This is a genomic window from Paractinoplanes bogorensis (genome assembly GCF_018829635.1).
Taxonomy (GTDB): domain Bacteria; phylum Actinomycetota; class Actinomycetes; order Mycobacteriales; family Micromonosporaceae; genus Actinoplanes; species Actinoplanes bogorensis.
Genome location: NZ_JAHKKG010000005.1, coordinates 466,887 through 482,232 on the forward strand (window position 1 = coordinate 466,887; position 15,346 = coordinate 482,232).

A 15,346-nucleotide genomic window follows, 5' to 3' on the forward strand; every position below is an offset into this window, starting at 1 on the left:
TCAGGGCCGGACCGGAGAGGCCCGCCAGATCCGCTCGAGGTAGTCCGACACCGTACGGTCGGACGAGAAGAACCCGCTGCCCGCCGTGTTCAGGATCGACATCCGGGTCCAGCGCTCCTGGTTCTGCCAGACGGCGGCCACCTCGTCCTGCTTGTCGATGTACGAGCGGTAGTCGGCCAGCGTCAGGTATTCGTCCCGGCCGAGCAACGACTGCGCCACCTCCTGGCCGGCCCCGCCGAAGACTCCGTTCGACAGGGCGTCGAGGGCGGCCCGCAACTCGTCGTCCGCCTCGTAGTACGAGCGCGGCTGGTAGTCGCCCGAGCGCAGGGACAGGGCGGCCGGGGCGTCCAGCCCGAACAGGAAGAAGTTGTCGGCGCCGACCCGGTCGCGGATCTCGACGTTGGCGCCGTCGAGGGTGCCGATGGTGAGCGCACCGTTGAGCGCGAGCTTCATGTTCCCCGTACCGGAAGCCTCTTTGCCGGCCATCGAGATCTGCTCGCTCAGGTCGGCGGCCGGGATGATCTTCTCGGCCAGGGTGACGTTGTAGTTGGCCGGGAAGACCACGCGCAGCAGGCCGGACGACTTGGGATCGGCCGCCACGGCTGCCGCCACCGCGTTGATCGTCTTGATGATCGACTTGGCCGCGTAGTAGGCCGGGGCCGCCTTGCCGCCGAACAGCACCGTGCGTGGCACGCCGAACCGGCCGGGGGCGGACTGCAGGCGCTGGTAGAGCGTGATCACGTGCAGGATCTTGAGCTGCTGCCGCTTGTACTCGTGGAACCGCTTGATCATCACGTCCAGCATCGCGCCCGGGTCGCCGAGCCCGAGGGCGGACTTGGCGTGCCGCTTCTCCGAGCGCCACCGGGCCCGGAACGACGCGTCGTCGGCCAGCGGGGCCAAGCCGGACAGCAGCGACAGGTCGCGCAGCCAGTCCTCGGAACCGAGGCCCTCGGTGATCAGCGCCGACAGCCCCGGGTTGGCCAGCCGGACGAAGCGCCGCGGGGTGACACCGTTGGTGACGTTCGTAAATTTGTCCGGCCAGAGGGCGGCGAAATCGGCGAACGTGGTCGACGTCAGGAGCTGCGAATGCAACTCCGCGACCCCATTGACCTTGAACGTGCCGGTGACGGCCAGATTCGCCATGCGGACCCGGCGCTGCGGTTCCTCCTGGATCAGCGACAGATTCCGTACGCGGGAAAGGTCGTCCGGGAATGTGGCGCGGACCTCGTCGAGCAACTCGGCGTTGATCCGGTAGATGATCTCGAGGTGCCGGGGCAGGAGGCGGCCCAGCATGTCCACCGGCCAGGTCTCGAGGGCCTCGGGCAGCAGCGTGTGGCAGGTGTAGGCGAACGTCTGCCGGACCAGCGACCAGGCCTGCTCCCAGTCCAGCTTCTCCTCGTCGACCAGCAGCCGCATCAGCTCGGGGATCGCGAGCGTAGGGTGCGTGTCGTTGAGCTGGATGACCGTCTTGACCGGAAAGTCGGACCAGTCGGAGTTGCGGAACCGGAAGCGGCGGATGATGTCGCGCAGCGAGCACGAGACCAGGAAGTACTGCTGCTTGAGCCGCAGCTCGCGACCCATCTCGGTGCTGTCGTCGGGGTAGAGCACCTTGCTGATGTTCTCGGCCTTGACCGCCTCCTGCACGGCCTCGGCGTATTGCCCGGCGGAGAAGCGCCGCAGGTCGAACGAGGCCTGCGCGGCCCGCGCGCGCCACAGCCGGACGATGTTGACCGTCTCGGTGCCGTAGCCGGGGACCAGCAGGTGGCTGGGCTCGCCGTGGACGATCTCGCCCGGCACCCAGCCCTCGGGGCCGACGTAGCCGTAGAAGCCGACCGTCTGCCAGTCGTCGGGGGCCGGGAACTCCCACGGGTCACCCTGGAACGTCCAGTCGTCAGGCTTCTCGACCTGCTCGCCGTTCTCGAAGTCCTGCTTGAAGATGCCCAGGTCGTAGCGGATGCCGTAGCCGACCGCGGGGATGTCGAGGGTGGCCAGCGAGTCGAGCAGGCAGGCGGCGAGCCGGCCCAGACCACCGTTGCCGAGGCCGGGCTCGACGTCGAGCGCCTCGACCTCTTCGGGCGAGAAGCCGAGCGCCTTGAGCGCGGCCGGGGCGAGGTCGGTGGTGCCGCTGTAGAGCAGGTTCTGCTCCAGCTGGGGGCCGAGCAGGTATTCGGCCGACAGGTAGTAGACCCAGCGCGGGTTCGTCTCGTAGTGCGCCGCGGCCGTGCGGGCCCGGCGGGCGGCGAGCCGGTCGCGGACGGTGAGGGCGAGCGTCTCGTACGCGTCCTGCGCGCTCGCCGACTCGACCGTCGTGCCCCGGCGGTAGTACAGGTTGCTCAGCAGATCCTGTTCGAACTCGGCCGGTGTGCTGCCCAGCGGCCGCAGCCCATTGCGAAGGTCCATGGCCCGACCCTTCCCCATCGGCGTTTCACACGTCGACGCTGGCGAACTGCTTTCCCGCAGTGTTCACCACCCGTACGGATTTGACGTCGGCCGGATCGATCAGCGCGCTGCCGTTGAGCGTGGTGCCGCCCGATTCGCCGGCTTCGGAGACGACCCAGCTGCCCGCCTGCACCGTGTAGCCGTCTTTGGCCACGACCTCGAGAACGCATCGCTCTCCGGCCGGGATCCCGGCCACCGCGGCGTTGACCCGCACCCATCCGGCGGCCGGCGCGACCGCCACGGTGATCCGCGCTCCGGTGGAAGGATCAACTGCGGTTCCCGTACGGGTGCCAGGCACCGCCGTCGCCTGGCTCGCCGGGGCCGCAGTCGGGGCGGACGGGGCGCTCTGCCGACCGGCGATCACCCCGCCGACGGCCATCGCGATGACCAGCACCGCGGCCGCGGCGGAGAGCAGGCCCGTCCGGCGTCGCCGCTCGCCGACCGACGTCTGCCGCACCTGCCGCAGGGTGCGTTGCAGCAGCAGGTCGCCACCGTCGGGCGGGCCCTCGAGCAGCATCTCTTCGGGGACGGCGCGCAGGCGCTCGGTCCACTCGCGGAGCGACTCGACCTCGGCCCGGCACTCGGCGCACCCGCTCAGATGTGCCTCGGCCGCTTCATCGGGCTCGCCGACCAGGTATGCGGCCATGTCGACGTGCTCGTTCCCGGTCATGACGCGGCCCTCTCGGTGACGCATCGCTTGCCGGTGTTCAGGCAGCTCACGACCTGTTTCATCACGGCCTCGGGCATCAGGTTGACCAGGAAACCGTGGTCGGTGGCGGGATTGTTGTCCTGCCCGTCGAACGCGTCGATCTGGTAGCGCGTCCCGCTCGGGATCGCGTACGACATCGTCATCTTCAGCCGGGGGATGGCGAACGTGCCCATCGGGCAGCCACCACCCTCGGCCGGGAACGCCATGTGGCGGCGGTGGTCCGGGCTGTCGAGCTGGCGGCCGTCCCAGCAGCTCGGGAAGTCGAAGATCCGCACCACCTCGGCACCGTCCTCGCATGCGGGATACTTCATCGTCTGCCGGTCCAGCGTATTCGAGCAACTCCACCAGGCCCTGGTGTGCGCCCCGCCGTCGGTCATCGCGTACGCGTCACCGACCTGGGCCCGCAGCAGCCGGGGCATGGCCAGCACCGGCCCGCGCGGGTTCCCGTAGTAGGTCATGGTCAGCGACGTCGGCACCTGCACCGGCCCGTCGTGCTGGTCCTGCCCCTCGGTCACGAAGCGCAGCACCGGCCAGAAGTAGGTCGACGCGTCACCGTTGGTGCAGGTCGTCTTCGTCTGCCCGGCCAGGCTGCCGACGGTCGTGTCGTCGCGTACGCCGAGGTTGCCGATGTAGTCGTGCAGATGATGGGCCGGCCCGGGCTTCTTCGGCGTGACCACGATGTTGGCCGTGTTGCGGTGCCCGTTCTCGTTGCGGCCGCAGTCCCAGCTGTACGACCCGGTCGACGCCCCCTTGACCGCGACCGGCTCGGCCGGCACCCGGGCCGCGTCGTCCATCGACGTCGAGTAGGGCCCGAGATCGGGGCCGCGCAGCGCCACGGCGGTCAGTGCCACCGCCGCCACCAGCACCGCGTCAATCCCGAGGACGACCAGCCGCCCCCGCGATCCCATCGACATGGTTCGACGATACTCATCCGGCATGCCCGGTAACGTGCCCCCGATGGGATGGGAAGCGCTCTCTCAGTGGGGTGACGACGCGGTCCGGCTCGAACGGATGACCGGCGGAGTGGCCAACGACGTGTGGCGGGTCCGGGTCGGCGGGCGGATCGCGGTCGGCCGGCTCGGGACTCGTGACGACGCCGATCTCGCCTGGGAGACCGGGCTCATGCAGCACCTCGACCGGGCCGGGATGGCCGTTCCGGTGCCGATCCCCACGGTGGACGGGCGGCTCTTCGTGGACGGTCTCACGGTGATGACCTTCATGGAGGGTGGCCCGCCCGCGACGCCGGACGACTGGCGTCGGGTTGCCGACACCTTGCGCGAACTGCACCGGCTCACGGCGGGCCGGCCGCAACGCCCGGGCTGGCGGTCGTCGGCCGACCTCCTGCACGCCGAGACCGGCACCAAGGTCGACCTCGGCGCGATGCCCGCGGAGAGCGTCGCCCGCGTCCGGGCCGCCTGGGCGCGGCTGGCCGGGCGACCGACGAGCGTCGTGCACGGCAACCCGGCCAACCCGGGCAACGTCCGGGTCACCGCCGAGCGGGTCGCGCTGATCGACTGGGACGAGGCCCACGTCGACGCGCCCGACCTCGACCTGGTGCTGCCGGGCAACGCGGCCGGCCTCGACCCCGACCGGCACGACATCGCCGCGCAGGCGTCGGCCGCCTGGGAGGCCACCGTCAGCTGGGGCGACGACTACGCGACCCGGAGATTGTCCGAGGTTCGAGTCGTCTGATGGATCGCCGCGGTGGTGATCGCAAAGCCGGTCCAGCCCGTGCTCACCCTGGTCGCCGCGGGTGTCACCTATGGTGTGGCGGCCATCCTGCTCAACTGGAGTCTGCAGCCGTTCCTCGAGTCGGCCGAGACGATTCCGCTGCCCGGCTACTTCGGCATCCTGGCCTTCAACGTCGTCCAGGGCGCCGTCCTCGGCGTGATCGCCAGGCTCGTGCTGCGGCGCTTGGGGAGACTTCGCTGATGGGCCGACGAACCGATCTCGTCCTCGGCGTCGCCACCGCGGTGGTGGTCGGCGTCGCGGTCGCCGTCAACGTGCGCGGCAACGGGACGCCGCCGGTGGCCTACCTGTTCGCGGCCGGGTTCGGCGCGCTGATGCGGGCCCGCCGCCGGGCGCCCGTCCCGGTGCTGCTGGCCTCGGGCGCCGGGCTCCTCGGCTACTACGCGCTCGGGCTGCCCCCGATCGGGCTCGCGCTGCCGGTCGGCGCCGCCCTCTATTCGGCCGCCGAGATCGGCCACCTGCGCTGGGCGGTCGGCACCGCCGCCACGCTGGTCATGGTCTCGTCGCTGGCCCGCACCATCGGGGGCGAGGACCCCGGTTTCCTGTACGGGTACGAGCTGCCCACGGCCGTCGCGGTGATGGCGGCCGCGATCCTGCTCGGCGAGGTGGTCCGCTCCCGCCGCTTGTGGCGCGCCGAGGTGGCCGGCCGGGCCGCCCGCGACGCCGAACGCCAGGTCCAGCACGAGCGGCTCGCCCTGGCCCGCGACCTGCACGACGTGCTCGCCCACACGATCTCGGTGGTGACCCTGCACGCCGACGTCGCGGCCGAGGCGATCGAGGACGGCAACCCCGAGGCCGCCCGTACGGCGGTCAAGCGCGTCCGGGACGCCAGCGGCAGCGCCGCCCGCGAATTGCGCGCACCCTGGGCGCCCTGCGGGCCGACACGATGGGCCGTCTGGACCGGCTCGGCGACCTGATCGACGGGCAGCCGGTCGAGGTGGTGATCGAGGGCCGCGAGCGGCCGTTGCCGCAGGTGGTGGACGCGTCGGCCTACCGGATCGTGCAGGAGGCGCTGACCAACGCGCGGCGGCACGCGCCCGGACGGCCGGTGACGCTGACCCTGAGCTACCGGCCGGCCGAGCTGGGGCTGCGGGTCGTCAACGCGGCCGGCGGCCCGGCCGGCCGCGGGCACGGACTGCCCGGGATGCGCGAGCGGGCGGCCCTGCTCGGGGGCACGCTGACCGCCGGGCCGGCCGGCGACGGGACGTTCGTGGTGGCGGCGACGCTGCCCGCCTCATGACGGTCCGGATTCTGCGGCCGGTTTCCTGCTCAAGGACTGCGGCCCCGGACGAGCTGCGCCGAGCGGTCCGGCTGGTCGCGGCCGGGGAGGCACTGCTGTCGCCCGCGGTCACCCGCCGGGTGATGGACGCGGCCGCGGCGGCCGGACCGCGCACCGTCGACGCGGCCGCGCTGGCCGTCCTGACCGACCGCGAACGCGACGTCCTGGTCGAGGTCGCGCGCGGCCTGGCCAACGACGAGATCGCGGCGGCGTTGCATCTGAGCCCGGCCACCGTACGGACGTACGTGAGCCGCCTGTTGACCAAGCTGGACGCGCGCGACCGGGCCCAGCTGGTGGTGATCGCCTACCGGGCCGGGCTGGTCGCGCCGTAGTTCCGGCGATCGGCGAACCGCCCGCGCGCACGGTGATCTACTGGGTGGATGCATCGGCGCCGAGTTCTGGCCGGCCTGGCCGGGCTGCTGCTCCCGGCGGGATGTGCCCGGCCCGGTACGTCTCCCTCCGCACCTGGTTCGAGTGTGCCGAGCCCAGTCCCGTCGGGGTCGAGCGTGCCCAGTTCCGACGGGAAGGCGACGGCGGCCGACTACACCGATCTCATGCTCGGCGAGGTCTATGCCGTCACCTGGGCCGAAGGGCTCACGCCGGACGCCGTCCTGGATCGCTGGCGCGTGCGCCGGAGGCTCGGACGTCACACTTGGCCGGAGGCGAACTGGGCCGATCTGCCCGGTGTCCGGCGGGACGAAGCCGTCGTGGCCGTCACCGTGGCCGGCGGGTGGGCACTCGTGTTCGAGGAGATGTCCTCATACGACGACGCCCCACTACGGCGGCTGTCCGCGTCCACGCGCGTGGTCTCGAACTATCACAACTTCGAGGCCGACGACCGGTTCGTCATCTTCCAGGACGGTGTCATCGAGGTCGACTTCGACCCGAACACGCCCACGATGCGTACTGGCCGCCGGCCCGACATGCTGGTGCCCGAGATGAACGCGGCCGGACTCGACATGAGCGGCCTGTATCTGGACCCGGCGGACCCGGGCTATCGCGACGTGCCCTACGACGCGGCCGCCCTTGCGCTGACCGAGCGGCTGACCGGCGTCCGCCTCACCGACGAGCTTCTCCACTCGTCGTCCTACCTGGCGGCGACCGTCGAGAGCCCGCTCGGCGGTGCTGTCATCAACGAGGAGGAGCCGCGGGTTCAGGCCTCGGGTCCCGGATAGCCGCTCACCCGGTGGGAGGCCGGCGCCCCGGTCGTGTCGCCGGCGCCGACCGTCCAGGTGGTGCGGGGCTTCGGGGAGTTCGGAGCCGCGTGGCCGGGCGGCGTGGCAGCCAGCGCGAGACCGGCCACCAGCGCGGCCAGGGACGCGACGATGCTGCGGCGGCTCACCATGCCCTCCATCGTCGGGGATCGACGGGCCGAGACGACATCGGGTGAAACCCTGACGCGACCCGGACGTGCGACGATGCCCGGCATGGCGGAGACGATGAGCCGGGTAGCGGCGTCGGCGGCGGTCAGTGATCTCGGGTGGCGCTACCTGCTGGGCGCCCTGCGCGCCTCGGTCCCGGTCGGTTCGCTGTTCCAGGCGGCGTCGGTGGCGGCCGGCGCGGTGGCGGCCTGCGGCCCGGACGCCGACGACCATCTGTCGGTGGGCCTGCGATCCGACCGGGTTCTCCTGACCTTGACGACCGGCGGCGAGGTGACCGCCCTCGACGTCGACCTGGCCCGGCGCATCACCGGGATGGGAATGCCCACCGAGCCCGGATCGCTGCGGATGCTCGAGATCGCCATCGACGCGCTCGACATCCCGGCCGTCTGGCCGTTCTGGCGGGCGGTGCTCGGCTACACCGGCGACCCGGGCGACGGCGGCCCAGCGGCACAGTTGATCGACCCGGCCGGTGAGGGCCCGGTGGTCTGGTTCCAGCAGATGGACGAGCCGCGCCCGCAGCGCAACCGCATCCACGTCGACATCACGGTCGCCCACGACGAGGCCGCCGCCCGCATCGAGGCCGCGCTGAACGCCGGTGGGCGGTTGATGCCCGGTTCGCGGGAGCCCGCGTTCTGGATCCTGGCTGACCCCGAGGGCAACGAGGCCTGCATCTGCACCTGGCAGGGCCGCGAACCATAGCCGTCGTCGGCTACCGCCTAGGGTCGGGGCATGTTCGCACTTGTGGTTCGGTTCGACTGCCGTGACCTGGACTCGGCCGTGACCTTCGACGAGCTCACGGCCGAGGTGGTGCGGGCGATCGCCGAGAACGAGCCGGGCACGCTCACCTACGCCACCCACGCGGTGGACGGCGAGCCGCTGGCCCGGGTCTTCTACGAGGTCTACCGCGACCGCGACGCCTTCCAGGCGCATGAGACCGCCGAGCACGTACGGCGGTTCCACGCCCGCAAGGAGCCGCTGCTGGTGGCCACGCGCGTCGAGTTCCTGCAGCCGAGGAATTAGAGGCGCACCCAGATGGTCGTGTCGGGAGCCAGCGTCACCGAGCCGTCTGCAGCGGCGGGCACGTCCGGCGACGAGGCCAGCAGCACCTGGGTGGCCGGCACCGCGACCGGGTCGGAGCCCATGTTGATGTAGCAGGTGATCGGGTCGGGGTCGCCGAAGCGGGACGTCAGGTCGACGCGGATCACGCCGTCCGTGAGGGTCACCGAGGCCTGCCCGCTGCCGAGCGCCGGGTAGAGGTCGCGCAGCAGGATGGCCTGCTGATACAGGGCGAGCGTCGACGACGGGTCGACCGCCTGGCGGTCGACGGCGTAGGCCGGCCAGTTGGCGGGGATCGGCAGCCAGGGCGTGCCGGAGGTGAAGCCGGCATTGCGCGTCAAGGACTCCCACGGCATCGGGATGCGGCAGCCGTCGCGGCCGGCCCGTTTGCCGTTCGAGCGGAAGAAGATCGGGTCACGCCGGGCCTCGTCCGGGACAAAAGCCTCGGGCAATCCCAGCTCCTCGCCCGCGTACAGGTAGGCCGAGCCGGGCAGGGCCAGCATGAGCATCGCGGCGGCGCGGGCCCGGCGCTCGCTGCCGTAGCGGGTGACCTGGCGGGCCTTGTCGTGGTTGCCGAGCACCCACGGGGCGGGCGCGCCGACCCGGTCGAAGGCGGCCAGGGCCTCGGTGATGGTGTCGGCGAACGCGGCCGCGTCCCAGTCGCTCTTGAGCAGCCGGAACTGGAACGCGTGGTGCAGCTCGTCGGGGCGGGCGTACAGGCCCACCTCGTCCAGGTCGGCCAGCGACACCTCGCCGACCAGCATACGGTCGCCCGGATAGGAGTCGGCCACGGAACGCCAGCGCCGCCAGATCTGGTGCACCCGGGGCTGGTTGGTGGTCATCGCCTGCTCGGGGCCGTGCCCGAACAGGGTGGGGGAGTAGATGCCCGGATTGTCACGGTAGGCGGGGTCTTTGAACAGCCCGTACGCCACGTCGACCCGGAACCCGTCCACGCCCAGGTCGAACCAGAACCGCAACACCTCGTCGAAGGCGTCGGCCACGGCCGGCTCGTCCCAGTTGAGGTCGGGCTGCTGCGGCGTGAACAGGTGCAGATACCAGCGGCCGTCCGGCGTACGGGACCAGGCCGGTCCGCCGAACATCGACTGCCAGTTGTTGGGCGGCGACTCCGACGGCGGCATGAAGTGATAGAGATCAGCAAAAGGCGATGACGGGTCCGCGAGGGCCTGCTGGAACCACTCGTGCTGGTCACTGGTGTGGTTGGGGACGATGTCGAGCAGCACCCGCAGCCCCAGCGCGTGGGCGTCGGTGACCAGAGCGCGCACGTCTTCAACCGTGCCGTACGAAGGGTCGACCGCGGTGTAGTCGATCACGTCGTAGCCGCCGTCGGCGCCGCCCGACACGTAGTGCGGGGTGACCCAGACCGCGTCCACGCCGAGCGAGGCCAGGTAGGGCAGGCGCGTCCGGAGCCCGGCGAGGTCGCCGATCCCGTCGCCGTTGCCGTCCGCGAACGAGCGCAGATAGACCTGGTAGACCACGGCGTCGCGCCACCACGGATCACGGGCGAGCTGGCGGGACACAAGCATCGGCTCTGCTGACATGCCCGCACCGATCGGCCGGACCTCGGGGTGATGTCAGGGACGCACCGAACGGCAACCCGGGTGAACCCGTGTCACTCTTGGAGAGCCGATACCTACTGGAGGTGGCAATGTCCGACGCGCGACCCCGAGGCGAGACGTTCGATTACGCGGGAGCGACCGTCGAGCTCGTCGACGCGGCGACCGTGCTGGCCGCGGCCCGGGTGAACCCGGTCGAGCTGCTCCGCCGCGCCACCTGGCCGTCCCCGGTGCAGCGTGTCGACCTGACCGTGTCGAGCGCCGACCGCAAGGACGGGCCGGTGCACACCTTCGACGCCGCCATCAGCACGGCCGAGGAGCCGCTGTCCACCGAGCGCATCCGCAAGCTGGTGCTCGGCAACGACCCGGTCGGCCTGCTGCTGGCCAAGCGCATCGAGGCGGGCGACCCGATCGCCACCCGGATCGTCGACGGGGTGGGGGCGGCGGCCGCTGCGGCGTACAAAAAACTCGGTCTTGATCGTCCGGCGACGCCGGTGACCGGCCGCGAACCGGGCACGATCGCCGATGCCGTGGTCGGGTTGCAGGCCGAGCTGACCTACGACGAGACCGGCACGGTCGTCCGGCTGCACGCCGAGGTGGCCCGTGACCAGGTCACCTCGGCGCATCTGCAGGCGTTCGTGGGGCTCACCCTGCAGGCGGTGATCGAGCTGGCCGGGCCCGAGTCGCTGGCCGGCCGGCGCTATGTGGTGAGCCGCGAGACGGTGTCGAAGGTGCCGGCCACCACCCAGACGGTCACCCTCGACATGGTCGGCGGGCTGGCCGACGTGGTGGCCGAGTTGCGCCAGATCGCGGTGTCGTTCCGTCATCCCGAAGCGATGGCCCGCTGGGGTGCGCGCCGGCCGCAGGGCCTGCTCATGTACGGGCCGCCCGGCACCGGCAAGACGATGCTGTCACGTGCGCTGGCCAACGAGATCGGCGCCGACTTCCGCGAGATCCGCACGCCGGAGATCCTGGACAAGTGGCTCGGCGGGTCCGAGCGCAACATCAAGCAGATCTTCCGCGACGCCCGCCGCTACCGGGTGCCCACGCTCATGCTGTTCGACGAGTTCGACTCGATCATCAGCTACGCCGGGGCCGGCGGCGACGCGGCCAGCCAGGCCATCAACGCCGTGGCCGGCATCTTCAAGCAGGAGATGAACGACCTGATCGAGGCCAACCCGAACGTGATCGTGGTGGCCACGACGAACTTCCCGCACCGGGTCGACGACTCGCTGATCCGGTCGGGCCGCTTCGACGTCAAGATCAGCGTCCCCAAGCCGGACGACGCGTCGCGGGCCGAGATCTTCCGCAAGATGATCCGCGGCCTGATCGCGGCCCACGAGTCGCCCGGGTTCCAGATGTTCGCCGACGACCTCGACATCGCCGCCCTGGCCACCGCCAGCCACGGCATGACCGGGGCGGACATCAAGGAGGTGCTGCGGCGGGTGCAGCTGTCCAAGGCGATGCAGGACGCCCGGTCAGCCGGCCCGGTCGAGCCGATCACGACCGACGAGCTGCTGGTCAGCGTACGGGAAATGCTCGGTTAGAGGCCGAACCGCTGCCGCATGCCGCCCAGAAAGGTGGCGTCGTCGGCCGCCGCGCGTTGGCCGAGCAATTCGGCCGCGTAGGGACCGGCGGGGTATCGGAGCTGATCCGTGCCGTCGGTGGCCGCCCGATAGATGACCTCGGCGACCACCGACGGATCGTCACCGTCCACGTTCATCGAGGTCATGAACTCCGACACCAGCTTCTGATACTCGGTCAGGCTCTCGTCGTTGGTGAAGTCGAACGACCGGCCCGCGAAATCGGTCCGGGTGAAACCGGGTTCGACGATCTTGACCCGTACGCCGATGCCCGCCAGCTCGTAGTGCAGCGCCTCGCTCAGCCCCTCGACCGCGAACTTGCTCCCGTGATAGAGCGTGCCCAGGGGAAACGTCACCCGGCCACCGATCGACGACACGTTGATCACCGTGCCCGCGCCGTTCGCGCGGAAATGCGGCAGCACGGCCTTGGTCGTCTCGAGCAGACCGATCACGTTGACGTCGAACTGCCGGCGGATCTTCTCGATCGGCGTGGCCTCGAGGATTCCGTACGCTCCGTAGCCGGCGTTGTTGAGCAGCACGTCGATCCGCCCGAACCGCTCGATCCCGGCCTCGACGGCAGCGGTGATCGACTCCGGGTCCTGGACGTCGAGCCGCGTCACGAACACGGTGTCGCTCTCGGCAGGCTCCCGCATGGTCGCGACCACGTTCCAGCCCTGCTCGTGGAAGTACTGCGCGGTCGCCTGTCCGATGCCGCTCGAACTGCCGGTGATGAGGATCGTCTGCATGCCTCCGACGCTAGGTTCGACGATCGGCCCCGGCACTAGCGCAGCACGCCGACCCACTTGCCGATCGCGCCAGGCCGTTACCGTGGGCGCATGGCGACCGGCCGCTTCACCCTCGACCCGGGCATCCGCGCGCTCCTGCACGACCTGGGCGTCTCCACCGATCGGGTGCCCGAGCTCGAGCAGGGCCCGGTCATGCTTACCGTCGACGAGTACTACCGCTTCTGGGACGCGATCGATCGCGAGGCAGGCGACCCCGATTTTCCCGTACGGATCGGTCGCGCTCTCTCGGTCGAGTCGTTCAACCCGCCGTTCTTCGCCGCGTTGTGCAGTGCCGACCTGCGCCGGGCGGCCGAACGGATCGCCGCTTTCAAGCCGCTGATCGGCCCGATCGTGCTCGACGTCACCGGCCCGGACCTCACCCTGTCTCTCCGCTGGCCCGATGGCCCGGCACCTTCATCGCTGCTGGTCGCGGCCGAGCTCGCGTTCTGGATCGCCCTGGCCCGCATCGGCACCCGGCGCATAGTGCATGCCACGCGGGTCACCATGCGTTCGGCGCATAATTCGCCGGCGCTCACCGAATACTTCGGCACCCCGGTCGTCGCGGGCCCGGCCGACTCGATCAGCTTCTCGGCCGGGGACGCCGCCCACCCTTTCCTGACCGAGGACGAGTCCCGCTGGCGCCTGTTCGAACCCGAGCTGCGCCGCCGCCTGGCCGCACTGGAAGCCTCCGACACGACCGCCGACCGGGTGCGGGCCGCACTGCACCTCAACCTGCCCGCCGGTGACAGCTCGATAGGCGGCGTCGCCACCCGGCTGTTCGTGAGCCCGCGCTCGCTGCAGCGCCGGCTCCAGACCGAGGGCACCAACTATCAGGCCGTCCTCACCACCACTCGCGAGCAACTGGCCCGCCGTTACCTGGCCGACCGCTCACTGTCCACGGCGCAGATCGCGTACCTGCTCGCCTACGACGACACCAATTCGTTCTACCGGGCGTTCCGCTCGTGGACCGGTGCGACCCCCGACGAACTCAGACCAGCCGGTTCTCGTACGCGAAAATGACGATCTGCACCCGGTCGCGCAGCTGGAGCTTGGCCAGCAGCCGTCCCACGTGGGCCTTGACCGTCGCCTCGCTCAGCGTCAGCTCGGCCGCGATCTCGGTGTTGGTCCGTCCCCGCGCGACCAGCGTGAGCACCTCGCGTTCCCGCCCGGTCAGGCGATTCAGCAGTTCGTCGCCGGGGGAGCGGCCGGTCGACGGCTCGGGCAGCAGCGGCGCGAACCGTTCCAGCAGCCGCCGGGTCACGGCCGGCGCGACCACCGCGTGCCCGCCCGCCACCGCCTTGATCGCCGAGATCAGGTCGGCCGGCGGCACGTCCTTGAGCAGGAAACCGCCGGCCCCGGCCCGCAGCGCGGCATAGACGTACTCGTCCAGGTCGAACGTGGTCAGCACCAGGACCCGCGCCGGGCTCCCCGACTGCACGATCTGCCGGGTCGCGGCGATGCCGTCCAGCACCGGCATGCGGACGTCCATCAGCACCACGTCGGGCCGCAGCGCCCGGGTCATGGCGACTGCCTGGGCACCGTCCCCCGCCTCGCCGACCACGGTGATGCCGGGCTGCGCCTCGAGCACGAGCCGGAATCCCAGCGACAGCAGCGGCTGATCGTCGACCAGCAGCACGTCGATCGTCACGCCGCCTTCCCCAGGTCGAGCCGGGTGTGGACCCGCCAGCCGCCGCCCGCGCGCGGACCGGCCTCGACCCGGCTCCCGAACGCCGCCGCTCGCTCGGCCATCCCCACCAGCCCGTGCTTCTCGCCCCGGGCTTCGTCCGGCGTGGCCGTGCCGTCGTCGGTGACGGTGATCTCGGCGCTCTCCGGCCCGAACGACAGCCGCACCTCCACCGCGACCCCGGGCCCGGCATGCTTGATCGTGTTGGTCAGCGCCTCCTGCACGATGCGGTGGATCGCGAGCTCCGCCCCGGCACCCCACAAACCTTTACGGCCTTCCCGTACGACGGTCACGCGCATCCCGGCCCGCCGCACCTGCTCGATCAGCGTGTCGAGGTCGTCGACGCCGGGCGGCGGCGTCCGCTCGCCCGGTGCGTCCCGCCGGATCAGGCCGACGATCCGCCGCATCTCGGTCAGCGCCTGACGGCCGGTCGCCGCCACCTGCGTCATCACCGTCGAGGCGCGGTCCGGGGCCGCCGGAACGCTGGCGGCGGCCCCTTCCGAGAGCGCGACCATGACGGTCAGGTGATGGGCGACGACGTCGTGCATCTCGCGGGCGATCCGGGCCTGCTCGGCGGCCACCGCGAGCCGGGCGCGCTGGTCCCGCTCGACCTCCAGCCGGTGCGCCTGGTCCTCCAGCGCGGTCAGGTAGGCCTGGCGGGTGCGCTGGTTGATGCCGATCACCGCGATGGCCACGGTGATCACCGAGATCACCGCGAAGCCGGTCCACCCGGCCGGCCCGACCGGCCCGGTCAGGAAGCCGGCCAGCACGGTGACCGCGACCGCCACCCAGGCCGTCCGGGCCTCGCGGTGCCGGGCCACCGCATAGAGGGCGACGAGCGGCACGAGAAAGATTCCCGGCGTACGCACCCCGAGCGCCCCGCCCAGCCCGACCAGCCCGAGCACGGCCGCGAAGACCGGGACCGGCCACCGGTTGCGCCAGAACAGCGCCAGGCACGGCACGGTCACCGCCACCCAGTCGAGCCAGCGGTCCCCGGTCTGCGTGGCGCCGGTCCGGCCGGTCTGGATGACCAGGCACGCCACCAGCACCAGGGCCGCCACCGGGACGTCGTCGTTCCTCAGTCCGCGGTTCATGCGTTCCATTGT

At 71.3% G+C, this 15,346-nt stretch carries 18 protein-coding genes; 10 read left to right on the forward strand and 8 right to left on the reverse strand.

All coding sequences use genetic code 11. The annotated features are described in order from the left end of the window. Genes KOI35_RS17565 through KOI35_RS17575 form a run of 3 tightly spaced genes read right to left on the reverse strand, consistent with a single transcriptional unit; the run spans position 1 to position 4,062 of the window. The gene (locus KOI35_RS17565; RefSeq protein WP_215788530.1) at positions 1-2,400 is read right to left on the reverse strand and encodes a glycogen/starch/alpha-glucan phosphorylase; all 2,400 of its coding nucleotides are present in this window, start codon (positions 2,398-2,400) and stop codon (positions 1-3) included. Between the two features lie 25 nt (positions 2,401-2,425). Next, on the reverse strand, positions 2,426-3,109 hold the full coding sequence (locus KOI35_RS17570) for an anti-sigma factor (RefSeq protein ID WP_215788531.1): 684 nt from the start codon (positions 3,107-3,109) through the stop codon (positions 2,426-2,428). Further along, positions 3,106-4,062 (reverse strand): DUF1996 domain-containing protein, encoded by a 957-nt coding sequence (locus KOI35_RS17575; RefSeq protein WP_246613256.1) that lies wholly within the window; start codon positions 4,060-4,062, stop codon positions 3,106-3,108. The genes KOI35_RS17570 and KOI35_RS17575 overlap by 4 nt, the downstream gene beginning before the upstream one ends. 43 nt (positions 4,063-4,105) lie before the next feature. Between KOI35_RS17575 and KOI35_RS17580 the strand changes: the two genes are divergently transcribed. The 6 genes from KOI35_RS17580 to KOI35_RS17605 all read left to right on the forward strand — a co-directional run bounded on the left by KOI35_RS17580 (position 4,106) and on the right by KOI35_RS17605 (position 7,351). Beyond that, positions 4,106-4,840 carry a phosphotransferase gene (locus tag KOI35_RS17580; protein WP_215788532.1) on the forward strand — a complete coding sequence of 245 codons (735 nt, stop codon included), beginning with the start codon at positions 4,106-4,108 and terminating at the stop codon, positions 4,838-4,840. 12 nt (positions 4,841-4,852) lie between these two features. Beyond that, positions 4,853-5,080 (forward strand): hypothetical protein, encoded by a 228-nt coding sequence (locus KOI35_RS17585; RefSeq protein ID WP_215788533.1) that lies wholly within the window; start codon positions 4,853-4,855, stop codon positions 5,078-5,080. After that, positions 5,080-5,814, forward strand: a complete 735-nt coding sequence (locus KOI35_RS17590; protein WP_215788534.1) for a histidine kinase — start codon at positions 5,080-5,082, stop codon at positions 5,812-5,814. The genes KOI35_RS17585 and KOI35_RS17590 overlap by 1 nt, the downstream gene beginning before the upstream one ends. Further along, positions 5,784-6,137: a sensor histidine kinase gene (locus tag KOI35_RS17595; RefSeq protein ID WP_215788535.1), complete on the forward strand. Its 354-nt coding sequence runs from the start codon at positions 5,784-5,786 to the stop codon at positions 6,135-6,137. The genes KOI35_RS17590 and KOI35_RS17595 overlap by 31 nt, the downstream gene beginning before the upstream one ends. Next, the gene (locus KOI35_RS17600; protein WP_215788536.1) at positions 6,134-6,508 is read left to right on the forward strand and encodes a response regulator transcription factor; all 375 of its coding nucleotides are present in this window, start codon (positions 6,134-6,136) and stop codon (positions 6,506-6,508) included. The genes KOI35_RS17595 and KOI35_RS17600 overlap by 4 nt, the downstream gene beginning before the upstream one ends. 174 nt (positions 6,509-6,682) lie before the next feature. Continuing rightward, positions 6,683-7,351 (forward strand): DUF6461 domain-containing protein, encoded by a 669-nt coding sequence (locus KOI35_RS17605; RefSeq protein WP_215788537.1) that lies wholly within the window; start codon positions 6,683-6,685, stop codon positions 7,349-7,351. Here the strand turns inward: KOI35_RS17605 and KOI35_RS17610 are convergent. Further along, complete coding sequence (locus KOI35_RS17610) at positions 7,330-7,521, reverse strand: hypothetical protein (RefSeq protein WP_215788538.1); 192 nt, start codon at positions 7,519-7,521, stop codon at positions 7,330-7,332. The two genes, KOI35_RS17605 and KOI35_RS17610, sit on opposite strands and share 22 nt — an antisense overlap. An 82-nt stretch (positions 7,522-7,603) precedes the next feature. Between KOI35_RS17610 and KOI35_RS17615 the strand changes: the two genes are divergently transcribed. After that, on the forward strand, positions 7,604-8,257 hold the full coding sequence (locus tag KOI35_RS17615; RefSeq protein ID WP_215788539.1) for a VOC family protein: 654 nt from the start codon (positions 7,604-7,606) through the stop codon (positions 8,255-8,257). A 30-nt stretch (positions 8,258-8,287) separates the two neighbouring features. Next, complete coding sequence (locus KOI35_RS17620; RefSeq protein ID WP_215788540.1) at positions 8,288-8,578, forward strand: putative quinol monooxygenase; 291 nt, start codon at positions 8,288-8,290, stop codon at positions 8,576-8,578. Here the strand turns inward: KOI35_RS17620 and KOI35_RS17625 are convergent. After that, complete coding sequence (locus KOI35_RS17625; RefSeq protein ID WP_246613257.1) at positions 8,575-10,173, reverse strand: glycoside hydrolase family 13 protein; 1,599 nt, start codon at positions 10,171-10,173, stop codon at positions 8,575-8,577. The two genes, KOI35_RS17620 and KOI35_RS17625, sit on opposite strands and share 4 nt — an antisense overlap. A gap of 107 nt (positions 10,174-10,280) precedes the next feature. Between KOI35_RS17625 and KOI35_RS17630 the strand changes: the two genes are divergently transcribed. Beyond that, positions 10,281-11,735 (forward strand): ATP-binding protein, encoded by a 1,455-nt coding sequence (locus KOI35_RS17630; protein ID WP_215788541.1) that lies wholly within the window; start codon positions 10,281-10,283, stop codon positions 11,733-11,735. Here KOI35_RS17630 and KOI35_RS17635 read toward each other — a convergent pair. Beyond that, positions 11,732-12,517 (reverse strand): SDR family oxidoreductase, encoded by a 786-nt coding sequence (locus KOI35_RS17635; protein ID WP_215788542.1) that lies wholly within the window; start codon positions 12,515-12,517, stop codon positions 11,732-11,734. The two genes, KOI35_RS17630 and KOI35_RS17635, sit on opposite strands and share 4 nt — an antisense overlap. Positions 12,518-12,607: 90 nt before the next feature. Between KOI35_RS17635 and KOI35_RS17640 the strand changes: the two genes are divergently transcribed. Beyond that, on the forward strand, positions 12,608-13,576 hold the full coding sequence (locus KOI35_RS17640) for an AraC family transcriptional regulator (RefSeq protein WP_215788543.1): 969 nt from the start codon (positions 12,608-12,610) through the stop codon (positions 13,574-13,576). Here the strand turns inward: KOI35_RS17640 and KOI35_RS17645 are convergent. Both KOI35_RS17645 and KOI35_RS17650 read right to left on the reverse strand, forming a co-directional pair. Beyond that, a complete protein-coding gene (locus KOI35_RS17645; RefSeq protein ID WP_215788544.1) occupies positions 13,545-14,204 on the reverse strand; it encodes a response regulator in 660 nt (219 codons plus the stop codon). The two genes, KOI35_RS17640 and KOI35_RS17645, sit on opposite strands and share 32 nt — an antisense overlap. Beyond that, entirely contained in the window at positions 14,201-15,334 is a 1,134-nt protein-coding gene (locus KOI35_RS17650; protein WP_215788545.1) for a sensor histidine kinase, read from the reverse strand. The genes KOI35_RS17645 and KOI35_RS17650 overlap by 4 nt, the downstream gene beginning before the upstream one ends. Positions 15,335-15,346 lie beyond the last annotated feature (12 nt).